The sequence below is a fragment of the Rhodococcus sp. 15-725-2-2b genome (assembly GCF_002259075.1).
Taxonomy (GTDB): Bacteria; Actinomycetota; Actinomycetes; order Mycobacteriales; family Mycobacteriaceae; genus Rhodococcoides.
The window spans coordinates 45,395-69,672 of the sequence record NZ_NPFL01000017.1; the positions used below are offsets into that span (position 1 = coordinate 45,395).

The 24,278-nt window shown below is 61.4% G+C and carries 18 protein-coding genes and 1 pseudogene; 9 read left to right on the forward strand and 10 right to left on the reverse strand.

The window, feature by feature from the left end; all coding sequences use genetic code 11:
* Window positions 1-859: 859 nt before the first annotated feature.
* Window positions 860-1,381, reverse strand: a complete 522-nt coding sequence (locus tag CH306_RS18345) for a hypothetical protein (protein WP_094631414.1) — start codon at window positions 1,379-1,381, stop codon at window positions 860-862.
* Window positions 1,382-1,450: 69 nt separating this feature from the next.
* Window positions 1,451-2,140 carry a hypothetical protein gene (locus CH306_RS18350; RefSeq protein ID WP_094647450.1) on the reverse strand — a complete coding sequence of 230 codons (690 nt, stop codon included), beginning with the start codon at window positions 2,138-2,140 and terminating at the stop codon, window positions 1,451-1,453.
* 331 nt (window positions 2,141-2,471) lie between these two features.
* Between CH306_RS18350 and CH306_RS18355 the strand changes: the two genes are divergently transcribed.
* The 5 genes from CH306_RS18355 (at window position 2,472) to CH306_RS18375 (ending at window position 13,116) form a co-directional block, all read left to right on the forward strand.
* Window positions 2,472-6,011: a hypothetical protein gene (locus tag CH306_RS18355; protein ID WP_143546497.1), complete on the forward strand. Its 3,540-nt coding sequence runs from the start codon at window positions 2,472-2,474 to the stop codon at window positions 6,009-6,011.
* 413 nt (window positions 6,012-6,424) lie between these two features.
* Window positions 6,425-8,269 (forward strand): hypothetical protein, encoded by a 1,845-nt coding sequence (locus CH306_RS18360; RefSeq protein ID WP_254924331.1) that lies wholly within the window; start codon window positions 6,425-6,427, stop codon window positions 8,267-8,269.
* Window positions 8,270-8,484: 215 nt separating this feature from the next.
* Window positions 8,485-9,327, forward strand: a complete 843-nt coding sequence (locus CH306_RS18365; RefSeq protein ID WP_094631410.1) for a hypothetical protein — start codon at window positions 8,485-8,487, stop codon at window positions 9,325-9,327.
* A 553-nt stretch (window positions 9,328-9,880) separates the two neighbouring features.
* Window positions 9,881-11,446, forward strand: a complete 1,566-nt coding sequence (locus CH306_RS18370; RefSeq protein ID WP_217901416.1) for a hypothetical protein — start codon at window positions 9,881-9,883, stop codon at window positions 11,444-11,446.
* A complete protein-coding gene (locus CH306_RS18375) occupies window positions 11,443-13,116 on the forward strand; it encodes a UvrD-helicase domain-containing protein (RefSeq protein ID WP_217901415.1) in 1,674 nt (557 codons plus the stop codon). The genes CH306_RS18370 and CH306_RS18375 overlap by 4 nt, the downstream gene beginning before the upstream one ends.
* A gap of 1,054 nt (window positions 13,117-14,170) precedes the next feature.
* Here the strand turns inward: CH306_RS18375 and CH306_RS18380 are convergent.
* Both CH306_RS18380 and CH306_RS18385 read right to left on the reverse strand, forming a co-directional pair.
* A complete protein-coding gene (locus tag CH306_RS18380) occupies window positions 14,171-14,851 on the reverse strand; it encodes a DedA family protein (protein WP_094631408.1) in 681 nt (226 codons plus the stop codon).
* Window positions 14,848-15,648, reverse strand: coding sequence for a phosphatase PAP2 family protein (locus CH306_RS18385; protein WP_141214725.1), 801 nt, complete (start codon window positions 15,646-15,648; stop codon window positions 14,848-14,850). Before CH306_RS18385 ends, CH306_RS18380 begins: the two co-directional genes overlap by 4 nt.
* Window positions 15,649-15,770: 122 nt before the next feature.
* On the opposite strand from CH306_RS18385, the gene CH306_RS18390 reads away from it, so the two are divergent.
* Both CH306_RS18390 and CH306_RS18395 read left to right on the forward strand, forming a co-directional pair.
* Window positions 15,771-16,442 carry a response regulator transcription factor gene (locus tag CH306_RS18390; RefSeq protein WP_032368258.1) on the forward strand — a complete coding sequence of 224 codons (672 nt, stop codon included), beginning with the start codon at window positions 15,771-15,773 and terminating at the stop codon, window positions 16,440-16,442.
* Between the two features lie 5 nt (window positions 16,443-16,447).
* Window positions 16,448-17,857 (forward strand): sensor histidine kinase, encoded by a 1,410-nt coding sequence (locus CH306_RS18395; protein ID WP_094631406.1) that lies wholly within the window; start codon window positions 16,448-16,450, stop codon window positions 17,855-17,857.
* A gap of 16 nt (window positions 17,858-17,873) precedes the next feature.
* On the opposite strand, the gene CH306_RS29540 is transcribed toward CH306_RS18395, so the two are convergent.
* From CH306_RS29540 to CH306_RS29145, 5 genes are all read right to left on the reverse strand, one after another.
* The gene (locus tag CH306_RS29540; RefSeq protein WP_094631405.1) at window positions 17,874-18,113 is read right to left on the reverse strand and encodes a ferredoxin; all 240 of its coding nucleotides are present in this window, start codon (window positions 18,111-18,113) and stop codon (window positions 17,874-17,876) included.
* Window positions 18,110-19,321, reverse strand: coding sequence for an NADH-ubiquinone oxidoreductase-F iron-sulfur binding region domain-containing protein (locus CH306_RS18405; protein WP_094631404.1), 1,212 nt, complete (start codon window positions 19,319-19,321; stop codon window positions 18,110-18,112). The genes CH306_RS29540 and CH306_RS18405 overlap by 4 nt, the downstream gene beginning before the upstream one ends.
* Window positions 19,318-19,875, reverse strand: a complete 558-nt coding sequence (locus CH306_RS18410; RefSeq protein ID WP_032368256.1) for a ferric reductase-like transmembrane domain-containing protein — start codon at window positions 19,873-19,875, stop codon at window positions 19,318-19,320. Before CH306_RS18410 ends, CH306_RS18405 begins: the two co-directional genes overlap by 4 nt.
* Window positions 19,875-20,837, reverse strand: a complete 963-nt coding sequence (locus CH306_RS18415) for an FAD:protein FMN transferase (RefSeq protein ID WP_094631403.1) — start codon at window positions 20,835-20,837, stop codon at window positions 19,875-19,877. Before CH306_RS18415 ends, CH306_RS18410 begins: the two co-directional genes overlap by 1 nt.
* A gap of 259 nt (window positions 20,838-21,096) precedes the next feature.
* Window positions 21,097-21,267 carry a hypothetical protein gene (locus tag CH306_RS29145; RefSeq protein WP_176459256.1) on the reverse strand — a complete coding sequence of 57 codons (171 nt, stop codon included), beginning with the start codon at window positions 21,265-21,267 and terminating at the stop codon, window positions 21,097-21,099.
* Between the two features lie 98 nt (window positions 21,268-21,365).
* Here CH306_RS29145 and CH306_RS18425 point away from each other — a divergent pair.
* Window positions 21,366-22,112: pseudogene (locus CH306_RS18425) on the forward strand (ABC transporter permease).
* 81 nt (window positions 22,113-22,193) lie between these two features.
* Window positions 22,194-23,444 carry a COG4705 family protein gene (locus CH306_RS18430; protein WP_094631431.1) on the forward strand — a complete coding sequence of 417 codons (1,251 nt, stop codon included), beginning with the start codon at window positions 22,194-22,196 and terminating at the stop codon, window positions 23,442-23,444.
* A gap of 96 nt (window positions 23,445-23,540) precedes the next feature.
* On the opposite strand, the gene CH306_RS18435 is transcribed toward CH306_RS18430, so the two are convergent.
* Window positions 23,541-24,221 carry a HemK2/MTQ2 family protein methyltransferase gene (locus CH306_RS18435; RefSeq protein ID WP_032368252.1) on the reverse strand — a complete coding sequence of 227 codons (681 nt, stop codon included), beginning with the start codon at window positions 24,219-24,221 and terminating at the stop codon, window positions 23,541-23,543.
* Window positions 24,222-24,278 lie beyond the last annotated feature (57 nt).

The following is a 24,278-nucleotide window of genomic DNA, read 5'->3' on the forward strand; positions in this document are numbered from 1 at the left end:
CATCGGGGGCGTCCCAACGGACAAACCGGATGTCCGAGCCAGATACAGCGGGTCCGGGGTACGAATCCCTGATGGCGCACACCAAGTGCCCCTGAATAGCATTTATGCTGGTCAGGGGCACTTTTTGTTGTCCGGATACTTATGGGGACCTGCAAGCTTCGCAATAATGGCCAACTCTGTGACCTGCGGGTTCTCAAGCGGCGTAGGGAGTTTCGAGGACTTGAACCTCAATCGCTTTTACCGGGAGTCAAGTGCATGTCTAACGACTTAAGAACTGCCTCTGAGCTGGCGCTGAATCCGATCTCCGGACAGCGGGATTGGCTCAGGGGATCGCCGTCCCCCCCAACTCATCACTTACTCATCTTTTTGGAAACGCGGCCTCACCTGAACGGCGGTGGTTCTTACCGGATCTGTTGGACAAGCTGGCCGCATGTGCCAGTCGTCAGGCTCACCGATGGATCATCCGGTCTGAGCCTGGCGGCATGCTTCAGATGTGTGCCGGCTGTGAGTGCCCCTCTGATCGAGGGACTCCGAGCACTGGCGGGGAGGTGATTGCCGGCGTCACCCGGATGCGTGCTGAGGATTGCTTGGGCGTCTGTCGGACGCGAATCCTGGGTGAGGCTCGTGCACGCTGTCAGAAGCGGTGTCGAAGCACAGCTGACGTCTCCCGCGTACAAACACAGACTGCGTCGCCGAGGACATCGAGACGACTGCCGTCGACGAAGATGTCGACAACGCTCTGCTCAAGCCCGCAGCCGACGGCCTTCACCTGTGGCTCGACCCCCCCGAGTGTCGCGACGGTATAGCGAGGACCGGGCCGCAGATCTCCGTTAGTTCCGTTAAGAAGTACGTAATGGGTTTAGTCCGCAGCGCGCTCCATAAGGCGATTGAACTCTTGGTTGACGAGCTCCGCGGTCAACCCACGCGCCTTGCCCACTTCGAGCGTTACGCGACTGCAGGCCGTTTCGGCAGCGTCAAGTAATAGCGCGATATCTGCGAGATCGTTGATCATTATTTGCTGCCCAGCGGCGCTTATGAAGTCTTCGGCGTGATCACGAAAGAAATGATGGATTAGTCGATTCCTCTCCGACACCGCGCGGCGACAGGTCTCCAGGTCGGCGGGACCCAGACGGTTCTCTTTGGAGATGGTGTTGACAAGCGCGCCGGTTGTCTTGCGGAACAGCTCGACGAACAGAGCGTCGATTTCGGTTGCCCTGTGAATAATCTCCGATCCTCGCGCAAAGGCCACAAGATTGACGAGCCCATGGTCGAACACTTGAGCCTTGTAAGCAGTGAGGCCGAACCGTGCGAACACTTCTTTCACACGGGCGTCGTCGTCGGGTAGTTCATCTATGAGAACGTAGCCGTCCTTGTCTGGCACGGAGCGAGTCTATCGTGCAGAGAAAATCTGTGGTGGTTACTTTCGGCCGAAACGTAGGCGGCTGCCGACTCACATGACGTGTTTTCCGGCACTCGGTGATGGCTGAATGGCTGTCGGATCGGCAGACACGTCATAAATTAAGCGAAAATCTTTGATGAGCGACCCCATCTCGTCGTTCGTGATACTGATCGCGGGGCGTCTTGCGCGGAGATGGCGGACCAGCTCCGTTGTCGGCCAATGTAATTCCTCGTAGAAGCTCTCGAAGGATTTTCCGCTCCGAATAACGTACTCGCGTGCCTGTGAAGGCCAATCGACGTCGTTGCGGCGAAGCATGTCGATGGCGACATCCACGTCACCGACGTGGGTGCGACCCGGGTCAAGATAGCTGCCGAATACGTAAAGCCGATTCACAGTTAGCAGCTTGGTCGGGTCGGCGTTGTATTGACCGGCGCGGTCCACGATTTCGTTCACGTATTTGTCCGCTGTCCCGCGGGTGATTGGTCGGGAGAAAGAAGCCTGCGCCAGGGCGTTGCCTTGAGTTGTAGTGACCCAGAAGTCCTCTCCGTCGGTGGTCGCGCCGGATCGTTCAAGATAGCCGGCAGCGGCCAGGGCGTGGAGGGCGGACATGGCTTCTGCGTCGGTGATGCCTAAGACCTCGGCAGCGACCCCGATGACGTGGGGAATCCGGTACCAGCGTGCCAAGGTACGGGCTGTCGTGGCAGGCAGTTCGGCGATCTCCTCGTCTTTGCTGATGCGCACCCGATCATCTTTTCATACCGCGTTGCACTTGAAACGCTACGAGCGACCAACCTTGACGTTGCACTACCGGATGCGAACCATGACTACTGCCCGGCCTGTGCCACACGTGTGCGTTGTGTGGTGGCTTGGATACGAGTTACTCATCAGTGCAACGTATTTGATGGCTATGGTCGGTTGTGTTCGCGTGAGTTCGTTGACTAAAGCCCGACGCACTGCTCAGGGTGCAATACTTGGCGCAGCTGGTTGACGGCTCAAGCGACTGCATCGTGCAGTAGGTACGGAGTAGGCGGGCGGGGTCTGCTGTCGTCGCTGGTGTGACCAATGCACAGTCATGAACGTCGAATATAAGGAAGTGTCTGTGAACCTGTACGAGCGCATCGCCTCATCTTTGGCAGACACGTCTGTGCGGATCAATGCCACTGTCTTCGAGGAATGCGCTACTAGCCTGTTGAGTGTGACGTACCCGAACATGGTTCCGGTGCGTGGGGGATCCGATTCTGGTCGTGACGCTGATCTAATCCAGTCGCCTGGTGTGGACCCGGTACGGATGGCAATCACGTCATCACGAACAGAGAATGGCGCTAGGTCTAACCTTCGGACCGCGATGAATTCACTCACCGAGCATGGTCTTCCCGGGGAGTGGCTGGTATCTGTCAGTTTGGCAGAGCTCAACGAGTCGAAACGTCGCAAACTCTACGAACTCGCGGAGGACCTCGGATACCGCTTGCACGCGATCGTGGATCGGAGCTTCTTCGCCGACAGACTTCTCGCAAACGGTGAGTGGCGGAAGAAACTACTCCGCCTGCGTGGTGGTCCATTCTCCCTTTCCCGAGTACCCGCGTCGATCACGTTTGGCGCGTCTGCGCCGAGCCTCATCGGACGGGATGGTGTGCTGGAACAGCTTCAATCGCTGACGAGTGACATTGTCGTGTGGGGTCTGCCAGGAGTGGGAAAGTCCGCTCTGCTGAGCAATATAGACGAACTGTACTTCGTCGAAGGCATACCCAACGACGAGCAACTGATGGCAGACATACTGGAGACGCAGCCGTCCTACGTAGTGGTCGACGATGCCAGGCGGAGGTTGGCTGTGCTCGAGCAGCTCACCGTGATCCGCAGGCAGGAGCAGCTCGCCTTCGCGCTAATCGGCGTCTGCTGGCCTCACGAACGAGATGAGGTCGGTGCGGCGCTTCCGGATCGGGTGGAGTTCGAAGTCGAGCCGTTGGTTCGACCGGACATCGCGAGGATCGTTCGCAACCGTGGAATCGAAGGCGAGATCGAACTGGCGCGGATCTTGGACCAAGCGCAAGGTCGTCCGGGATGGGCTGTCTACCTCGCGGATCTGACACGCACAGACGTCGGGTTGCCGGACGTGTACAGAGGTACTGCGCTTCATGCCCGCGTCCTCACCTACCTGGAGCGCGCGGGTCTACGAACCGCGGCCCGTGACATTCTCGCGCTGATCGCTCTACTCGGCACACTGCGGGACTCGGAAATTTCAGAGCTTGCCGGACAGCTGGGGCACTCGAGGGCAGTAGTGACACAGGCAATCAACGAAGTCGCTGTCGGAGGGTTGCTGGACGTGGACCACCACTTTGGCTCAGGAGGCGAGTACGAGAACGTTTACAAGGTTGCCCCGGAAATACTCGCTGTTCCCATTACCGTGGAGTATTTCTTCTCTGGCATCACCCCCGTGATTCCAGTGAGCGAACTCTTCGAATCATGGCCCCACAAACGACTCGAGATCGCCCACGCGGTCGCAAGGTGCGCGGTAGCGGAGGCACCCAACGCAAACCTGACCGCGCACAGACTCTTCGACCTGGTTATCGACGATGTCGAGGTCGCTGGCGCACGTGAACCTTTGCTGCAACAGTTCTTGCACCTTGGCCCGGCGGAAGCAAAACTAGTCGTGGATCGGGCCGTTGCGAACTGGCGCGCTAGTGTGGGCGATTCGGCATACGTCACAAGCGCCGCCCTCGACGTAGTGACCAGGTCACTAGGCGCGGCGATAGCGCATCTGCACGTATTCGAGGTCGCGGTTGTGGCCGCCGATGTCGCCTGTCAGATTCGCCAGTCAGGTGGAGATCCGAAGTCCTTCTGGACGAGCGTCGTCGACAATGTGCGTGGATTCGGTCCCGAGGGCACCATTCAGATAGGTCTACTCGCAGAGATGTGGTTGCGGATCCAGAGATGGACAGAAGACGACGGCAGAGTGTCTGAACGCACCTCGGTCGCGGTATCGGCTCTACGCCAGTTGCTTCGTCCGACGTTGGATGCGAGTTGGATGAGCGCCGAAGACCTCAATGTAGCTCGAATGGTCAGTGCGACTTTGCCTGCACACGCGATGTCGACGCTCATGGACCGAGTATGGGAGCCATTCGGAGCCGAACCGAGCAACCTCACGCGCTCTGACCTCAAGTCGCTCGTCGACCTGGCCAGCGAGTGGTCGCGTGTCGCGCGCGGGCTCGAATCGCATCCCGGCGCTCGCGTCTCCGCAGAAGAAGCATCTACTGCAACCAAAGTAGCGATCTCCATTGCGGATTACGTCGTGGACGCAAGCGCTGACTACCCCGGCCTTCGCGCTCAAGTACGCGCCCTTGCTGAGCCGTTGGGTAAGGACTACCCCGAGACGGACCCACTGCTCGCGTTCCTGTTCGAGGCACGGCCACCCGGATCGAACTGGAGGCAGTGGCGCGAACACATAGAAGAGGAAGCTCGTACGCACGTCGCCGCGTACCTTGTCCAAGACCCAAAAGTCTTGTGCGAGCGATTGGCACTACTCAAGCCCGAGTTCGACGGAACCGACTGGGGTGTCGCGAACCGTTCGTACACGGTATTCGCGGCGATCGCTCGCTCTGACGTCCGGTTAGTGCCCTGGCTAGAGGCCGCACGAACCCACGGGCTTTTACGCGAAGCGCACCCTGTGCTCAGTCGTGTACTCGATGATTACGCACTCGAAGACGACCTCTTCATCGAGTTGTTGGACGAGCCTGCCGTCCGCGGCGCTCTGGTGAATACTGCCTTGTCAGAGCGGCATGTCGATCGCTACTTCAACCTCGTCGAACCGAGAGTCACCCCGCAGGACATCGCTGAGCTCGAACTGGTAGTCCGTAGGAACGAACACGCGGAAAGTGCGATCAGGAGACTTCTAACGTCCGACAGGAAGGATCTCCGAGCAGCCACCGCAGCAGCATTGCTCGCTGCCAGCGACGATCAAGGCGCGTTTCTAACTCCAGGGCTCGAGCCGTTGTGGGTTTCGGCAATAGCGCAACTCGAACTGCCGATGAAATTCCATCTGTACGGGGATCACGAGTTCTTTGACAAGCTGCTCGTCAGGACTCCTCATGTGTATGAGGAGGTGTTCATCGGTGCGATGAGAAGGTCCTCTACGAGCGACATTTTTCACGTTCTAGACGCTTTCGATCATTCCGGTTACAAGCTGGACATCGACGCCAAGACCAGGATCCTCGAAGCGTGTCCTGTTGACTCAGCTCGACGCAGAGTGTTCTGGGCATTGAACGGTGGGGACAGCAAATGGGTAGCTCACCTCCTTGACACGCACGTCGTAGACACCGAGTTCGTTCTACACTCGGCCAACAGCATTGGGCCAGCAATACCAATCCACGACCTGGCCCGAATTCTAGTCCCGCGGGGAGTGGACCCCGGTCAGATAGCCACCTTGATAGAGCTTGGCACTCACTGGGGCGAACGCCACGAACGTATCGCCGGTCATCTCGAGCAGATGAAAGATTACGCACAGTCGCCCGATCCGTCGGTCTCCTCCGTCGGACGAGCAGGCATTGAAATATTCGCACCACAACTGGAGTCCGCCCGTCGCCAGCACAAGCGGATGATGATACGCGGGCGCCACTAGTTTCGGTAAGGCGCATCAACAAGAACGCCGACGACGAAAACTGTGGCAGCCGAATCTGTTCAGTGTGCGATTGGAGGGCCAAATCACCCAAGACCCGTCGATGAGGTTCGACGGCATTGTGGCATGTACGCCCACAGCATGTACCTGCCAACCGCGCGCAGCGATTCTGGCCCGGGAAGTGGGCTCCGGGCTGCAGGTATCCCAATGTGCTTGTCGTATGACTCATTTACGATCAGAACATGACTCGACTCGGAGGATTCCCAGAACACCGCCCCTCCGATCTCGACGCGTTATTCGAGTCCACGACTCCTACGTCGGGGGCCGAGGTGATACGGTCTTCGATCCCTCCTGGGCCTAAACGTGAAGCTCTGTTGAACGAGCTACTGGGCGCCTTGCAAGAACAATCAGGTGACATGACTGCGATGATTGACGAGCTCCGCGCACTCATGGCCGGTCGAAATCTCACCCAGCTCATCAATTCGGTAGTGGTACCAGCAATGACCGTTATTTACAGCAGCCAGAGTGTCGCTGACGGTGACACCACGTCTACGTGGGCTGCGAAGATCGAGTACTTAGTCGGCGTTGCGCTATCCATAGATCCCGCAGGGGAAGAGGGCACTCCCACTGAGGTCACGCGCCGCGTGACTCAACTGATCAGTGACATCTTCGAAGCCGATGAAGTTCGCATGGCCTCGAAGGCCATTGAGGACGCCGCCGACGGCGAAGAAGAGCGTGGATTCCTACTTCATCAGATGCGGTTGGATTATCAAGCTGATCGGATGCCCGGTTATGCGGCGCACCTCGAACATGTGGACGCCGAAGTGTCTGGGCGACACCGCGACTATTATTTGAACGGGCTCGGTTTCGACCCAGCTGACGTCATTCGTTGTACGCGACGTGTCGCCCGATCTGCGAACCAAACATTCTCGGACGGGCTCAACACTGTCGCTGACGCTTTGAACGGCGGCGGTTCGAAAGTTGAGGCGGGAGAAGCGATCCGTACAGCGTTCGACGCGATTACACTTTGGAATCCAGCCGATGTGGCGGAGAAAACTGGTATCGCTGTGGAGCAGGTTGCCGCCATGCTGGACTTCTTCTCGACGAAGTACGGTTGTCAACCTGAGTTCCGTTCGCCCAGTGACTTAAACCAAGCACGCACCCACCCCTGTATAGCGATCGACGAGGGCACCTACCTCGTTCCAGATCCGTGGGCGCTCTCGGCCGTCATCCACCACCGGCTTGCTGTGGAACCGAAGCGTGACGGCTACGACCCGGCGAAGTACTATAAACATCGACAGGACGGGCATGAGCGCATGGTTGCTGGCGCGCTGGAGAAAATATTTGGTGCTGCCAACGTCCACTCAGGGCGACACTACGACCTGGCCGCCGGTACTCACGGCGAGATCGATGCCCTCGTCTGTACAGAGTGGCCGCTGGTGGTGGAGGCCAAGGCTATTGCACTGACCGAACCTGGACGGCGCGGGGCTCCGCGCCGGGTAGACGCAAAGATCAAGACCATCCTTGGTAAAGCGCTCGAGCAGACTGACCGCGCCCTTACCTACATCCTGGATGAGGGAGGTCGATCGTTCGCGCCAACGGAGAACGGGCAGCCGGTCCAGCTACTTCCAGAGGAGCTCTCGGGCGGCACAGCGATCATCGTGACCTTCGAACGGATCGATCCGTTCTCCTTCAGTGGTCTTGCTGTCGCGGGTGGCACCAGACGCCCGACCTGGGTCGTCTCACTCACCGACCTTTTGATGGTGGTGGATTTGCTCGACAATCCCGCGGCGTTCCACCACTACGCTCGCATTCGAGCAGGCATGTACGCGGCGCAGGCTTCTTCGTCGACTGAGGCTGACGCCGTCGGCGCATACCTGCTCTCACGCTTGAGCATATTGGACTCCGCGGACGTCAACACGAGAATTCTCATTGGTTACTCCTGCGAAGAAATCAATGACTTCTACACACGGCAGGAATTCGGACTTTCGGCGAAGAAGCCCTCGACCGGCGTATCGGAAGACGTCGTCGGCGCTTTGACGGATGCGCTGAAGGAGCCCGGGTGGGTGACATTTGTCGATGTTGTAATGGTCGCCGACGCTTCTATCTGGAAGAAGTGGAAGAAATTCCGGAGACGGCATCAGAAAGGTGGTGTATTCACTCTTAGCGAGCAGGCATCTCTCGTCATATCGTCCTCGGCGAAGGCGGCGCTTGAACGCGTCGGCGACTTAGTTTCTATCAACTTCCCGGGGAGATCCTGATCGCACGACGGAACGAACGTGAACCGGAGTGATCGGCCGCACTTACAAAGGTCGATCGCCGGCGCTGCCATGAAGATCAACCGCATCACGTCACGTGTAGCACCTGTACATGCGGCCGACGATGGCCCTCAAGTGGTTCGGAACAGCAGTTGTGAGGGGGCATCGTATCGGCTTCGTCGGTAAGCTGAACGTCCAACGATTTGAGGAGTATCCGGGTGGACGAGCATCTTGAACGGCGAAAGTTTATGCGACGAGCCGTTGAGATGGGCAAGCAGAGCAAGTCAGAAGCCGGCAACAAGCCCGCAGTAGGTGTTGTGGTAGTCCGAGACGGTCGGGTGCTGGGTGAATCGTTTCGAGGTGAGACCGGCGAGGGTCGCCACGCCGAGTACGGTTTGCTCGAGCGGCTCAGCGGAGAGGGCGTTGACTTGAGCGGGTCAACCGTCTACACCACGTTGGAACCGTGCTCACGTCGCAACGACCCGAAGAAGCCATGCGCGACTCACCTGATTAATCATGGCGTGAGTGCAGTCTACGTAGGGATCTACGATCCGAACCCAAAGATTTATCGTGAGGGTTGGAAAATGTTACGCGATGCGGAAATCTCGATGAAGGATTTCGACGAGGACTTCCGTGAGCAGATTGCAAAAGACAACAGCAGTTTCATCGATCAGTACAAGATCGCTATTGGTCAGCGCGGTAGCGCTTCGTTCGACTATTCAATTGGAGACGGCAGCTTCAGCGTCGAACACGGGAATCTAAAATTTAGATTTAGGTTGACGCGATGCGGTCATGACAGCGTGTACGCCCTCGATCACACCAGTTACGTTGCTGATATGCGATTCGCAAAGGAATTCAATGAGATTGATGATCCAGGTGCGTATGATTGGAGCCACTACTCGCGTAAAGTTGCAGTCGGAAACATTGCTGCCGTGAGATCCCAAGGCGGATTTCTACTGCTTAGAGTTACTGATGTCCGAGACCGCGAGCGTGGCGCAGATCGTACGGAGGTCGCGTTCGACTTTGAAGTCCGCCTGGGGCGTGTCATCCCAACTCTGTGATAGGTAAAAATTCACCCCAACGCGTAGCTGCGTTGGGCACGTTGCTGCCTACACTGCACACTTCTGTAGTTAAAGAAAAACGCACGTCCACCACCACGGCTTGCTCGGGGTTGTTACCGTCTTATCGGCGTGGGGGTCAAAGAGCACTTGCGTCGACACGGCAGACCAGGAGGGCAATGTGCGCGTCTCGCGCCTGCGGCTGAAAGACTTCCGCGGTTGGGCAGAGCTGGATCTTCGACCCGAGAAACATGTGGTGCTTGCAGGCGTGCCTCGATCGGGCCGTACCGATGTGATCGCCGCACTAGCGAGACTTCTAGATCCCGCGTACATCCGCGTGCAGCCGTCGCTCACCGACATCCGACGGCATAGGAATGGCACCTCGACGAATGTAAGTGACGCATCCACGTTGGATGACTCTGGTGCACCGAACTCGCCGTGCGAGGACCAGCCCGCCGAAGACGCGTGCACGACGGACGGCTCTAGTGCGCCGACCCCGCCACCCGAGAATCAGCCCGTCGACGTGCTGGCAGCTGGACCGGCCGGCGGGACTAGTGTGGATGAACCAACCCTGGCTCCCTACGCCGAAGTCGAGGTGACCCTGGTGGACCTCGATCCAGAGCTAGAACAGTTGTGCGATGGGTTCCTTGAACCGCTCGACGGCGACCAGATCGACAACACCGGAAACGCGGCGTTCGACGCAAAGCTTGGGGTGCGGCTCAGCTATCGGGTCACCTACGATCCGAAAGCCGACTCTCTTGAGCACGTTGTGTACTTTCCGGCACGTAGCAACCCCGCAGTAGCGCAGTACGCGAAGGTCCCTGTTGCGACCCGGCGGGTCCTTCCTGTCATCGTCCTGTCAATGCAGCGCCCGCTTCAATTGAGAGCTGAAGGTGCGCTGCGACGGCTTGTTATCGAAAGGAACGCCGAAGGGGCGTCCGAAGCGTTCCGAACGCTTGAGAAGTCGGTAGCCACCGCGACAGCAGCACTCGCGCGGCACCCCACCATCTCGGCGACCGTAGACGACGTATTGAAGGTCGGGGAACTCTCTCACCATCTAACTGGGACGCCGATTACGGCCGACGCTGTGCGGTTTCAACCGGAGGACGGCTCATTGTCAGCCTTGCTGCGCACCGTGCAACCAGCGCTGGAACTCGACGACGCGGGCTTGCTAGGCCTGTCAAACCACGGATCAACGACGTCGGCGGTCTTGGCTGCGGCCGAGGCGCTGCTGCTCGCCACCACTACTGACCGCCCAATTGTGCTCGGCGACGACTTCGGCGATGGACTGGACGCGGCCACCTCCGAACATTTGGCCGCGTCGTTGCGCGCCGCCGCCGCGCAGGTGTGGGTGTCCACGCGGCGGCCTGAGGTGGCACGAGCGTTCGCTCCTGCCGAGCTGGTGCGGCTCGCGCGCCTCCGAGGCATTCGAAGCCACCACCAGCTTGCGGTGCCGAGCGACCGGAAGGAAATTGCGGTGCGGCGCCTAGTGCACACTCAGCTGCTACCCGCTCTCACGGCGCCGGTAGTTGCGATCGTGGAGGGCCCACACGACCTGACAACCTTCAGCGCGGCTGACCGCTACCCGGGAACCGCCCGCTCGCCTCTCGCGGCGATGGGCGTGCGCCTTATATCGGCGGACAACGGCTCCGGCGGCGGAACCGGTCAGATCCCGCGCGTAGCGAATCTTGCGCGTTTACTCGGGTTTCGCGTCATCGCGCTCATCGATCGCGATCCGGACAAGACTTCGGCGACGGTGCTGGCAGACATCGAGGCCGCGTGTGACGCGGTGGTCCGGCTTCCTCTCAAGACCGCGATCGAGCAGGCGTTGCAGTCGGGCGTCAATGTCGTCCACCTCCGTGCCGCCTCAGGGGTGCTGCCTGCGTATGGAATCCCCGATCCGTCCGTGGGCACGTCTGATGACGATGTGCCTGGCGTTGTATCGACAGTCCTGCACAAAAAAGGCTTACATGAGCAGTTCCTGGACGCCGTCGTCGAAAGTGCGGGCGCGCTGCCCCCTGTCATCGAGGAAGCTCTCGCGACCGTAGGCCTTGTAGCGTCCGCCGCGTACGCCGGTCCTCGCCGTATCGATTTGTTGACCCCCACCGCGACGGTGGCATGAGCAGCGAAGTGACTTTCACCCCAGTCGGAACGCAGATCGACGTAATCAAGTCGGTGGCCACGGTAACCGTCGTGCTCGGGGGAGCCGGCACAGGCAAGACGACGACGGCGGCTGCGGCGGCCGCGGATTTCATCCGTTCAAACGACGCGTCGCACGACGCGCAGCGCCACAGAATGTTGACCGAGAAAGTAGCGACGCCGTTGCCGTCCCGGGCCCGGGTGCTCCTCATCTCCTTCTCGCGGACCGCAGTGGCTCAGGTCGTCGAGCGCGCAGGGCTCGTGGTGGGGCCGTTGCTCAACCGCATGGACATGGTCACCTTCCACGGTTTCGCTTGGCGCATCGTGAACGACTGGGGCCCGGCATACGGCCATCCTCCGCCGATACGGATCCAGTCGGAGGCAGAACACCGAGTGCAGGGCTCCGTTCCCGACAGTCTGCGCTACGCGGAACTAATCCCGATGGCACTCGACATCCTCAATAATGACGCGGTATCCGACTACTACCGCCGTCGCTATGCCTTGGTGATCTGCGACGAGTTTCAGGACACCAGCAACGAAGAGTGGCAGTTCATGCAGGCCATCGCGCCGACGTCGCGCCGGATCCTGCTCGGCGACGTCAATCAATGCATCTACGCCAAGATGAAGAGGATCGACCCTGACCTCCGTGTGGCGGACGCCCTACGGCTTCCCGGCTCGGTTCCTATCTACCTGCCGGTCACCAGCCATCGCGACACGACAGGCGTGCTGCCTGCGGCGGCCGACGCAGCGCGCGAACGCCGATTCAACGACGCAGCGTTCGTGAGTGCCGTAAAGGGCAGGCGTCTTGTCGTCACGCGGATTGGGGGCAGGGCCCCGTACGAGACCCCAATCAAGATAATCGCCGCGGAACGCGCGGAGCAGCACACGGTGAGTGTGTTCACCCACACCAACGCAGCGACAACCGAACTGTCTGACGTTCTGACCGAAAGCGGAGTGCGGCACGAGCAGGTTGGTCTTTCCGAGGCGTACGCGGAGGCGTTGAACGCGCAAGCGGCTATGCTCCGCTACGCTTTGCACGGCGTACCCGGTCGATCGGCCTTCGCGGTCTACGTCGCTGCGAATTACCGGGCGCACACGCCGTTGGTTCAGGACATAGTGCAGAAGACGAACCCGGTATTCGAACGCGCCCTGTCGTATGTGGCCAATGATCTTCTCGCAGCGTCGAACCCGTTGGATGTCGACAGGCTTGCCGACGTCGTCTCGGGTGCTTACTCGCGCCTAGGAACGCGCCGCGGCCAGGAGACATGGACCCTAGCGGCCCGTCGTACCCGGGCAGCGTTACGGCACCTTCGCGACGGCGGGCCATTCAGCGTGGTCGAAGCGGAATTGGAGCGGTATCGCCACTCCACGCTGGTGGGAAACGGAGGATTGCGACCGCACCCGGTGCAGGTCATGAATTTGCATCAAACCAAGGGGAGGGAGGCCGACGTAACGATCCTGCTCTTGCAGGACGATGAGTACCACGGCAACGAGGGACACCCGTACCCAACTTTGTCGCGTCTACTATACGTCGTACTCACCAGGGCACGTCGGCGCGCACATATTGTGGTTCCTGACCGAGTGCACCCGCTGTGGTCGCCGATCGTCGATACTTATGACAGGTTGATCGAGGAGACGACTTTAGGCAGTTGAGGCGCTGCACGCTGCAACTTGGGTCAATCTCTAATGAGTTTTGGCATCGGCTAACTTTCGATTGACTATCTATCTCAAACACAGCTCAAAATTTATGTGGTGTAATACGCGTCCGTCGCCCAAGCGTTGTCGCGAGCCGGCTATCGCTATCGTCGATCAAGTGAAAGGCGAGGCTACTGGTTGTGCTGCGCTGACCTTGAGCTGCGGGCAAGTTAGTCCCTCTTCAAGTGTGGCTGCCTTGAGAGTGGGTTGCTGGGTGTTCGCAAACCGCCGGTATGACCGCTGCCGACTGGTCCAGGTCGACAGCGTGATCGGCCGGTGTTGCACTTATTTTCCAGCTCATCACTTTCAGTCGTGGTGGAGTCGAATGGCCATGGCGGTCCGTTTACACGATGGTGGACCATGCGGGATTCCGATGGACTGAAAGCAGGTCGCCGGTGGTCATCTTTTACTCATCACTTTGGGTCGAACTCGCATGGACGCAGACGGACACAGGTGGTCACTCGATTCGCCGAACACCCTGCTCAGCGGGCCACCGATGGACGCGAGTGTATCCACTTGAATTGTTATCTCTTGTACAGCGGGTCCGGGGTTCGAATCCCTGATGGCGCACAAGAATGGCCCCTTGACCAGCGAAAATGTCGGTCAAGGGGTCATCTTTTTGCCTCGACGGATCAGGTCAACTCATCACTTTGCGGGCAAAGTGATGAGTGAATCATGGTGTGTTTTCCCAGGTCGCGTTCGATTTCGCGGCGGTCGTGATGATTCGAATCGCAAGACTGTGTGTCATGGAGTCAAATGAGTCGGTGGCGGTGCTTCCATGCCTGCTACCTGCGCATCTTGCTGATTTACGGGTTTCGGATCGTCGTCGGGGCGCGGCCACAGGGGAAGGTCATCACTTACTCATCACTTTGGGCCACCCATGCTCGGCCATGGGCCGCACTTGCGGGCTTCGGTTTGCCGGTGTGGTCAGCGGATGGAGAGGACCGACCCAGCGACCGCGGGGGAGTTTTCGGCGTGTGTCGCCTCGAAGCGTGTTCGCTGCCAGCTTCGTTCAGTGCCGGGCGGCGGAACTGGTATCGGGGTCGGGGCGGTGCCCGTGCCGAGGTGTTGTTCTGCGTGCTCTGGAACGGGAGCGCAGGTAGTTGATCGCGATCGGGAGTATCGACAGTGCGACGACTGCGATGAGAATGATCTCGATGTGGTTGCGCACGAACGGGATTCCGCCGAGTAGGTAGCCGAGCATCGGTACGCCGGCACCCCAGACGACGGCCCCGATGACGTTGTAGACGAGGAAGGTTCGGTATCTCATGCTCGACGCGCCGGCCATGACGGGTGCGAGTGTCCGGATGACGGGAACGAATCTGGCGAGTACGACAGTGCGTGCCCCGTAGGTGCCGAAGAACGACTGGGCGCGGGCAAGCTGCGCAGGGCCGAGCCGTTTGGCACCGGGTCGGTCGAGGACAGCAGGGCCGGCGGCGCGGCCGATCAGGTAGCCGCATTGATCGCCGAGAACGGCGGCGATCGGTGCGGACACCAGGATCACCCACAATGGAACGAACGGATCGGACTGCGCCACAAGCACTCCGGCGGTGAAGAGCAGAGAGTCGCCGGGGAGAAAGAACCCGATCAGCAGACCTGTCTCGACGAACAAGGCGACGAGCAGCCCGATCAACCCGAATGTCGCGACGAGCGTGCTCGGGTCGAGGACGCCGCCGGTCAATCCCGACGTCACAGCGAGATCCTGTTCATCAGCAGTCGAGGTGGCGTCGCGTCAAAGGCACCGGCGGAGTCGAGACGATGCAGTGCGTAGCTGCCCAGGGTGACCGCGCAGGCTGCGAGGAGCGCGCCGGCGAGAACGTCGGTGAGCCAGTGGACGCCGAGATACATCCGTGTGCACGCAACGGCAACGGTCACTGCCAGAGCGATCCCGAGGAGCAACGCTCGTACGCCTCTCGATCGATGTATTCCTGCGAGGAGGGCGAGCATGAGCGACAGGGCAGCGGTCCCGGTGACGTGCCCCGACGGAAACGAGAAATCGGTTTCGAGCATCAACTGGATCGACTGCGGCGGCCGCTCGCGTCCGACGACCAGTTTCACGATCGTGCACAGCATCGACGCCGAGGCGACGGTCGCCAGCATCACCAGCGCCGGGCCGTAGCGTTTGGTTCTCCACACGATAAGCACCGCGACCACGAGGCCCAACGCGGCGGTCTCGGCGGGGCCACCCGCTGTGGTGACGGCGAGGGCCAGATCATCGAGCGCGTGCGTTCGGTGATCGACGAACCAGGCCGCGACAGGTGCGTCGGCCTTGGTCAGCCATCCGTTGGTGTGGACTGCGACGGCGAGTACCACCACTGCGAAAGCGAAGCCGAGCGTGCCGAGGATCGTCGCTCCGGCATGGTCGGAGCGGATGCGGAGCATGATCCCGGCTGCGAGGAGGCCAACTGCGATCACCAACCCGGCGATCTCGACGTCGGCGGTGGCGGCTTCGGTGAGCGCTTCGGCGGCTGTTGCGTGAACGGCGGACATCGATGAGGAGAGGAGCACGCCGATCAGTGTGTAGAGCAGCTCCTGAAGAACCGCTGAGAGCGGCTCGTCGGTGCCTGAGTGGGTCTGTTGTACTTGCGTCACATATACGGACGGAGTTGTCGATGCGGGTTCTGGTGGTGGAGGACGAAGTGCGTCTGGCGGAAATGGTCCGCCGCGGTTTGGTAGCCGACGGGTTCACCGTCGAGGTCGAGCACGACGGTGACAACGGGTTCCACAGCGCCGCGACCGGCGAGTTCGACGTTCTTGTTCTCGATATCATGCTGCCGGGCAGACATGGGTACGACATCGTGCGCGATCTCCGCGCGCAGGGCGTGTGGACGCCGATTCTGATGCTCTCGGCCAAGGACGGTGAATACGATCTGGCCGACGCCTTCGATCTCGGAGCGGACGACTATCTGGTCAAACCGTTTTCCTTCGTCGTCCTGGTTGCTCGCCTACGCGCCCTGGTCCGACGGGGCGCTCCCGAACGCCCTTCCGTGCTCGCAGCCGGCGATCTCGAGTTGGATCCCGCACGTCACCGTGTCACCAGGGGCGGAACGGAACTGGCGCTGACCCCTCGTGAGTACAGCGTGCTCGAATTCCTGATGCGGCGCAGCGGCGTCGTGGTCACCAAGTCCGAGATCGTCCGGTCGGTGTGGGACGTCAACTACGACGGGGACGAGAACATCGTCGAGGTCTACATCGGGTATCTCCGGAAGAAGGTCGATCAGCCCTTCGGGCGCAAGAGCATCGAGACGATCCGCGGGGTCGGATACCGGCTGGCAGGAGACTGAGCGCCATGAGAGCTATCGGTACCTCCGTGGACCTTTTGCGGCCACGATCGTGGACGGTGCGGGTGCGATCCGCGGTCGCCTCGACCGTGGTCCTGGCCGTGTGCCTGATCGCGGCGGGTGGCGCATTGATCGGTATCCTCTACAGCTCACTCGAATCCTCCGCTCGCACGGCCGCTGACACCCGGGCCGTACAGGTCAGCGAGCAACTCGAGACCGATCGTCCCGCGCAAATCGACGAGTCGTCATTGGCAACAGACGGCCAGATCGGCATAGTGCAGGTCGTCGACGGGAGCGGGGCGGTAACGGCCTCCTCGCGGGCGGATGGCGGACGTCCATTGTCCACGGTCGAGGTCGCACCCTCGACCACTAGGGATCTCGGACGCATCGAACAGGCCGAAGACGGTGACTTCTGGGTCACAGCTCGCGGCGCGGAGACGGCGGCCGGGCCGGTGACGGTACTGGTCGGGGCCGACCGTGAGCCAGTGGAAAAAGTGGTGTCCACAGTCGCGATTCTGCTCGCCATCGTCGGTCCGGTAGTGGTCGCTTTGGTCGCGCTGGCGACATGCCGTCTCGTCGGTGCGGCGTTGAGCCCCGTCGAACGCATACGCACCCGCGTCGCCTCGATCTCGAACAAAGATCTGGGAGAACGTATCCCGGTGCCACAATCCCGCGACGAGATCGCGCGACTCGCAGTGACGATGAATCGGATGCTCGAGCGGCTCCAGGCCGGACAACGCGCGCAACAACGATTCGTCAGCGATGCCTCCCACGAGCTTCGTAGCCCGCTGTCAACCATTACTGCCGCTCTCGAGCTCGCCGCAGCAAGGCCGGAGCTGATCGATGCCTCGCTGATCGACGAATCGTTGTTGCCCGAAGCGCGTCGGATGCGCCGGCTGATCGAAGACCTTCTCCTGCTTGCTCGTTCGGACGAGAAGCAATCACCGCTCGGCGCGGTCGACGTCGACCTCGACGATGTGCTGTACGAGGAAGGCAAACGGATCGACGCAATGACGGATCTGACTGTGGGAACGTCGATCGTTCCGGTCCGGGTAACCGGAGATCAACCCGCGTTGGCGAGAATGGTGCGCAACGTTGTCGACAATGCTGTTCGGCACGCCGTCACTCGAATCGAATTGTCCTGCACACCGTCCGGAGGGTCCGCTGTCATCGTGATCGATGACGACGGCCCGGGGATCCCCGAACAACAGCGTGAACGAGTCTTCGATCGGTTCGTACGGTTGGATGCATCCCGCACACGCGACGAAGGCGGTGCCGGTCTCGGATTGGCCATCGTCGCCGGCACCGCCGCCGCCCACACAGGCTCGGTGACGGTTTCCCGTTCCCCGCTCGGAGGAGCACGCTTCGAGATCAGAATTCCGACGCATCAGCCCAGCGGATCGAAGGAACTCACCTGATATCGCCGAGATGGCTCTACGGTCTCGTTCGGTCCGGTGAGTGCAACGCCAATGCCATCCGCGGACACAGGTCGACGGCCTTGAGCGCATTACCCAGAGATCTCGAGGGGACGGTCGGATCAGGAGTTGCAGACAGCGGATATCCCCACTCGTCGCAGGACAGGATCTCGGGGAGCAGTTCGGTGCACAGGCCCCGGCCGTCGCAGCGCGTCCAGTCGATGTGAAGCCTGGACTCTGAAGTTCTGTCGAGTTTCACCAGGTTCTCCGCAGTCGCGCTGTTGCCTCGCAGCGGCCGGTGCTGTGCATGCGCACGTCGTCGGCGAATGCGGTCAAGGCCGACAGGACGAGCCGTACGGTTCCGTCGGGATGGTGGCATGCACCGCGCCCGTCGACGAGTCCGGCATAGCGGCGGATCTCGTGGATCGTCTGTTCACCGGGACGGTGGTAGGCGAGGTCGGCGAATTCCGACGCCAGCCGGGGAAGCCCGTTCAGGCAGGGCCCGCATTGCCCAGCGCTTTCCCGTGCAAGGTAGTCGACTATGTCGGCCGTGGCACGAAGACCGCAGGTGTCGACTGCCAGCGCGTGTACCACCCCCGCTCCCGGACTAGCGCCTATCGCGGCGAGAGATTCTCTCGAGAGGCGTCGCCCTGCGAGGTCCGCTCGGTTGATCCAGGTTCCGTGATAACCGCCGACCAGCACGGCGCGAGTGTTGTCCATGTCCGCTCGTCCGATATCGCCGACAACCCACTCGAGTGGGCTTCCGATCGGTACCTCGACAACGCCGGGGTTGTTCACTGCGCCGGACAACGTCACGAGCATCGTTCCAGGTTCGCTCGTAGTTCCTGACGATCGGAACCAGTCGACGCCGAATCGCGCAACGGTGGCGACGTGCGCGAGAGTTTCGACATTGTGCACGAGAGTCGGACGTCCCTTCATTCCCGATTTCGAAGACGATGCCAGTGAGGACCGCGGAATCGGTGGCTTGCCCTCGACCGCCGCGATCAGAGCCGTCTTCTCCCCGGAGACGAAGCGTCCGGCGGACACGACGACGTGGACGTCGGTGCGATCCCAACCACTGTGTCGCCGTTCGGTGATGGCGCTGCGCAACCGGTCGGTATTCGGGGCCGGTACGACAAGGAATGCGTCGGTCGCACCCACTGCTTCCGCGGCGATCGCCAGGCCGTCGAGAACGAGGTGTGGTGAATCGGATAGTAGGACAGCGTCTTTGCTGCTCATCGGTTCCCCCTCGGATCCGTTCGCAATCACTACGGGTCGGCGACCGGTGATGGCGGCCATCTTCGCCCCGGTAGAAAAACCTGCGCCACCGCGCCCGGCCAGGCCGGAACGTGAGATAGCCGTGATGACCGAATCGTCGCCGGCAGGCACCGGCCCGAACGTGTGCGCATGTCGGTCGAGGTCGAACCCGGCACCGGACAAAATGTGAGTGAGGCTGGAGGTCGTCATTGCTGTGCTCCTGCTCTGGAGTGGTGGAATTCGAGAAAATCGTGGCGGAGCCGGAACGTCGTCGCTGCCGTCACCAGTACCGCGCACCCTGCAGCAATGGAAAGGAACCATGCGTGTCCGACGTCCGTTCCGTTCCCCAGGGCGTGAGCGAGGGCAATCGGCCACAAGGCATACGCCGACCAGTGAACGACCCGAAATGTTCTGTGCCCCAATCGGTGCCTCAGCAGAGCAGTGGCGACGACAACGATGATCAGATCTACGGCGAGGGTGCCGAGCCCGAGCCAGAACGGCCGGTAGCGCCCGAGAAACGGGACCACTGAGTCGACGACGTTCAGCTGTGCGTAGGGATCGAAAAGCAGTGCACCCACATGAATCACGATGAGCAGCGACCCCAGTAGAGATGTGTTCTTGTGGAGTTCCACGACGCCGAATCGTGGCAACGTAAGAATCGGTCGCCCCGATCGCGTCACCGTTCCCGATGCCATGGAGAGGGTGAGTATCAACAACGCCGCGATGCCGGTTCCCCGTCCGAGTGCCCACAGTGCTTGATCCATCAGTCCTCCTCGGTGTTCGGATGTCCACTGTGGGAACTCTTCTCGAGCCATCCGGGTGTCACTGTCGTGTCACCGTCGGCATCGATCATTCGCGCGGGAAGGCCGATGTCTCTCAACCATCGCACGGCGGCCGAACCTTTCACGACGGCGGCGGTACTGGCCGTGTTGGCCAGAAAACAGCTCTGTGCGGCGACAGTGACTGTGCGCCAGATTGGTTCGACGGGGACCAAGAGCTGCGGATCGAGGATGTGATGTGCAGTCTTTCCGCCTTTCGACCATCGCCTCCGCTGGGTGCTCGACGTGGCAACTCCGACGCCGGACCCGATGGTGACGTTCGTCGAAGGTTGGTTGTCACCGTCGGCCACTCGAATCTGCCATCCCGTGCTCGGCGGCGGACCGCTCGTCGAGATGTCACCTCCGATAGACACGAGAACTCCGCAGCCCAGTTCGGACGCGACGAGTGCGGCACAGCGGTCGGCTGCCAGCGCTTTCGCGGTCGCTCCCAGATCGAGAACAACACCCTCCGGAACCGTGAGCATGCCGTCGTGCAGGGTCACCATTGTCCAGTCGGCGCGGCGTACGACGGAGACGGTTGCGGAGTAACCCCCGGTGGGTGGTTCGAGCAGTGAGAAGTCCCTGTCGTAACCCAGGTCGATCATCGCTGAGCCGAGCGTCGGGTCCACTGCACCGTCGGTGATGTCGGCTGCGTGCAGCGACGCGAGCACGAGGTCGGCGAGTACGGCACTGACGGGGGCGGGTCGGACATGTGATCCCGTCAGGTTCATGATTTCGGAATCGGGCCGGAACCTGCTGCATGCGTGGTCGACCGCGTCGAGTTCGCTGCGCACCAGCGACTCCGCGGCCTCGAGCGACCTCGGGTCGGTCACGACAAGATGAACGTCGGTGCTCCACATCTGCCAGCGGGACTCGGCTATCGAGTTCTTCTCGGCGACGACAGTCATGAGCCGTGGGTCGTGCTGTGTGGTGTTCCGGATCCCGATGAGACGCGCGGCGAGGTACCGAACGGGTTCGGGGACGAGGTGGTCCCATTGTCCGACTGCGTTGTCGAAGTCGTTTCCGAGACGCTCGCTGCGTTGGCTGTATCGGTGTTCTGAGTATCGAGGAATGCCAGTGCCGAGGTTCCGATCACGACGGCGACCCCGACTCCTGCCACTGCCGCAGTAGCGATACGTGCTCTGCGGAAGCCGGATTCCGGTGTAATCATGTGAGGCCTTTCCGAGGTCTGCCCGCGTGGTCGAGGGTCTCGAGATCCAGAGTGTGGGAGCTTCCTGGGACGACGCTGTTCGTTCGCTGCAACTCGGGTGCGAACGTCCAGAGAACACCCTGCGTGACCACGTGTTGTTCGGCGTACGTCGACCGCTGGATGGACATGGCTTCATGGTGCCCACCGGCCGCTGAAGAAGCGCTGAGAGTGGTTCTGTCCCCGCCCTGGTCTGAAACCGATACAGGCCACGCCACATACTCGACCGGTGAGTTCCTCCTTGGCCCAGCCTGGTCTGCCGCTCGTGGTTCTCTGCTGCGTGATGGTGACGCTCGCTGCGATCATCTATCGGGTCTCGTCGATCGGTCGAATGATCACCGCTCCCGCTGCTGCTCTGCGCGGCTTCGTTCAATTGGCGGCGATCTCGCTGATTCTCGCTGCGGCGCTCGAGCATCTGTGGTCGTCGTTGCTGGTGCTGCTGGTGATGTTCGGGGCTGCGGCGTTCACGTCGATTCGGCGTTCGGAGTCGGGGAGGTCCGGTATCTGGCTCGTGGTTCCCCTGGCGGTGGGTGTCGGGATCGTGGTCCCGTTGTGCTTGCTCACCGGTGTCGTTCCGGCGCAGGGCATCTCGATTGTTCCGGTCGGCGGAATCATCCTGGGCGGGACGATGACCGCAACATCACTGTCCGCGCGCCGCGCACTGGCCGCGTTGACCGACAGGCACGGAGAAGTGGAGGCGGCACTGAGCCTCGGAATGACCGAACGTGATGCGCGCGTGGAGGTGGTGCGGCCCACCGCGAACGACGCGCTGCTGCCGGGCCTGGATCAGACACGGACGGTGGGGCTGGTGACGTTGCCGGGTGCGTTCGTGGGCGTGTTGCTGGCCAGTGGTTCGGCCTTGCAGGCGGGGGCTGTATAGATTCTGGTGCTCGCCGGGTTGTTGCTTGCGCAGACCATCGCCGTCGCGCTGACCGTGGAACTGGTCGCGCGGGGATCGGTTCGCCGGGGGCCGTAGACGCGTGGTTCGGCGAGGTCGGCATCCACGGTGGGTGATCCTCAGCGGACCTTCAGCAACACGTGGGTACGGTCCCGGTTCATGAGCGATCTCACCGATTCCGAGCACCTGACGGTCCACCACCGGGCGCTGAGCAAGGTCCCCGAAATCACGGTCTGGTTCTGGGTCGTGAAGATTCTCTGCACCACGGTGGGGGAGAGTGTCGCGGACTGGGTGAACATGACCCTCGGTGTCGGACTGACCGCGACGGCGGGATTGTTCACCGCGATTCTCGTTGCGGTGCTTGCGGTTCAGATCTTGCTGTCGAAGTACGTACCGGCCGTGTACTGGCTGACGGTGGTGGTGCTCAGTGTCACGGGAACGCTGTACACCGACATCCTCACCGACAGTCGCGGTGTTCCGTTGCCGGTGAGCGTGTCGGTGTTCGCCGCGTTGTTGGCGGTGGTGTTCGGGGTGTGGTTCGTGCGGGAGCGGACCCTGTCGATCCACAGCATCGTGACCGTGCCCCGAGAGCTGTTCTACTGGTTGGCGATTCTGGTGACCTTCGCGCTCGGGACCGCGGCGGGCGATTGGACGCTGAGCATCACCGGGTGGGGCCCGGGCACGTCGGTACTTCTGCCCGCCGGCTTGATCGTGGCTGTCGTCGCCGGTTGGAGGCTCGGTGCGAACGCCGTGTTGGCGTTCTGGTTGGCCTATATCCTCACCCGTCCGCTGGGTGCGAACCTGGGAGACTGGTTCGCCCAACCGAGCACCGAGCACGGCCTCGGACTCGGCACATTCGTCACCAGTGTGGTGTTCCTGGTCGCGATCCTGGCTACGGTGCTGTACCTGACGCGAACGAAACGAGACGTGATCGGAAACCACCGTGTCGAGCCCGAACCGGTCGCCACAGACACGCGCCGTGAGCGCACGATGCTGGTCTATTTCGCGGCAGTCGCGGTTGCCACGGCGGGGCTTCTGTCGTGGGCGTCTGCGCAGCCACATACAGCGCCGGTAAGTGAGGCGGAGGGTTCGGGGGCTGCGATCACCGATCTCGCGCCGGGGGAGGCGATCGCGAAGTTCCCGCCGCAGCAGGTCACCGAGCTCCGCGCGATCGTCGACGACACTGCCTGGGCAGTTCGGTCCGGTCAGCAGGACGAGGCGAAAACTGCTGCGAAGAAACTCGAAACCACCTGGGACGACGATCAACCCACGTTGCAGCCGCTCGACGCTGCGGGGTGGACAGCACTCGACTCGCGTATCGACATCGTGCTCACCGCAATCCGGTCGAGCACCCCCGACCCTGGCGCGGAGACCGCTGCACTGACGGACCTCGCCGCCGCCCTGCAGTGACGAGACCACTCGCTCTGGTGCTCAGGGCCGGTTGCCCGTCGAACAGCGGCGGCGACGGACGTCGCAGGGTGAGTCATGTTCGCTCGAGGGGACGAATTAGGTACCAATGTTTTTCTGGGCCAATATCACTGCCAACTCTTCGATCCGGCATCCTGGCACGATGAGGCCGTTGGCCTCCAGCCACGCGGCGCGCGCTAGCAAGACCGGTCCGAATCCGATGGTTTGCCTGGCCACGATCGATGCTGTCAAGCCTCTTTCCTCCATCATCGCAAGCGACTTCGGAACGTCAGCGTGTTCGGAATGGACCAGTAGGAGGAACCCGTTGTCGGACAGTAGGTCTGGAGCCGCACGACACAGTGGATCCAGGAACGCTCGCCCGTCCACCCCTGCATCCCACGCCACCGAGGGGCCTTCGGTGGGTGGTAGGTGCGCACTCGGTACATACGGGGGATTGCACAGTACGACGTCGTAGGGGCCGTGTGTCAGTGCGACGGAGAGGTCGCCCTGACGCGCTTCGATATCGAGGCCGAGTCGCCGCGCGGCAGCCCTCGTCGATTCGACGGCTGCCGGTGAGATGTCCACTGCCAGTACTCGATGAGCCCCGAGCGTCGCGGCCGTCAGGGCTTGAATTCCAGACCCCGTACACAGGTCCAGTACCCGTGAGTTGTTCGGAATGCCGCGGGCAAGGACGGCTTCGGCAAGCATGTGCGAGTCGTGCTGCGGTTTGTACACCGTCCCGTGTCCGAGTAGGAGCGGGTCTGACGCTGTGGACTTCATGGTGGATCCCCCCTTCGAGCCGACGGCGACAGTGTCGTCGGGTTATGCAGCTACTCC

Excerpts from the sequence above, each read along its gene's own strand:
- CH306_RS18385 (WP_141214725.1), bottom strand. The coding sequence starts at position 15,648 with ATGTCCGCCGTTCACGCAACAGCCGCCGAAGCGCTCACCGAAGCCGCC.
- CH306_RS18405 (WP_094631404.1), bottom strand. The coding sequence starts at position 19,321 with ATGACGACCTCCAGCCTCACTCACATTTTGTCCGGTGCCGGGTTCGAC.
- CH306_RS18435 (WP_032368252.1), bottom strand. The coding sequence starts at position 24,221 with ATGAAGTCCACAGCGTCAGACCCGCTCCTACTCGGACACGGGACGGTG.
- CH306_RS18360 (WP_254924331.1), top strand. The coding sequence starts at position 6,425 with ATGACTGCGATGATTGACGAGCTCCGCGCACTCATGGCCGGTCGAAAT.
- CH306_RS18355 (WP_143546497.1), top strand. The coding sequence starts at position 2,472 with ATGAACGTCGAATATAAGGAAGTGTCTGTGAACCTGTACGAGCGCATC.
- CH306_RS29145 (WP_176459256.1), bottom strand. The coding sequence starts at position 21,267 with ATGTCCATCCAGCGGTCGACGTACGCCGAACAACACGTGGTCACGCAG.
- CH306_RS18430 (WP_094631431.1), top strand. The coding sequence starts at position 22,194 with ATGAGCGATCTCACCGATTCCGAGCACCTGACGGTCCACCACCGGGCG.
- CH306_RS18415 (WP_094631403.1), bottom strand. The coding sequence starts at position 20,837 with ATGACTGTCGTCGCCGAGAAGAACTCGATAGCCGAGTCCCGCTGGCAG.
- CH306_RS18410 (WP_032368256.1), bottom strand. The coding sequence starts at position 19,875 with ATGGATCAAGCACTGTGGGCACTCGGACGGGGAACCGGCATCGCGGCG.
- CH306_RS18395 (WP_094631406.1), top strand. The coding sequence starts at position 16,448 with ATGAGAGCTATCGGTACCTCCGTGGACCTTTTGCGGCCACGATCGTGG.
- CH306_RS18375 (WP_217901415.1), top strand. The coding sequence starts at position 11,443 with ATGAGCAGCGAAGTGACTTTCACCCCAGTCGGAACGCAGATCGACGTA.
- CH306_RS18390 (WP_032368258.1), top strand. The coding sequence starts at position 15,771 with ATGCGGGTTCTGGTGGTGGAGGACGAAGTGCGTCTGGCGGAAATGGTC.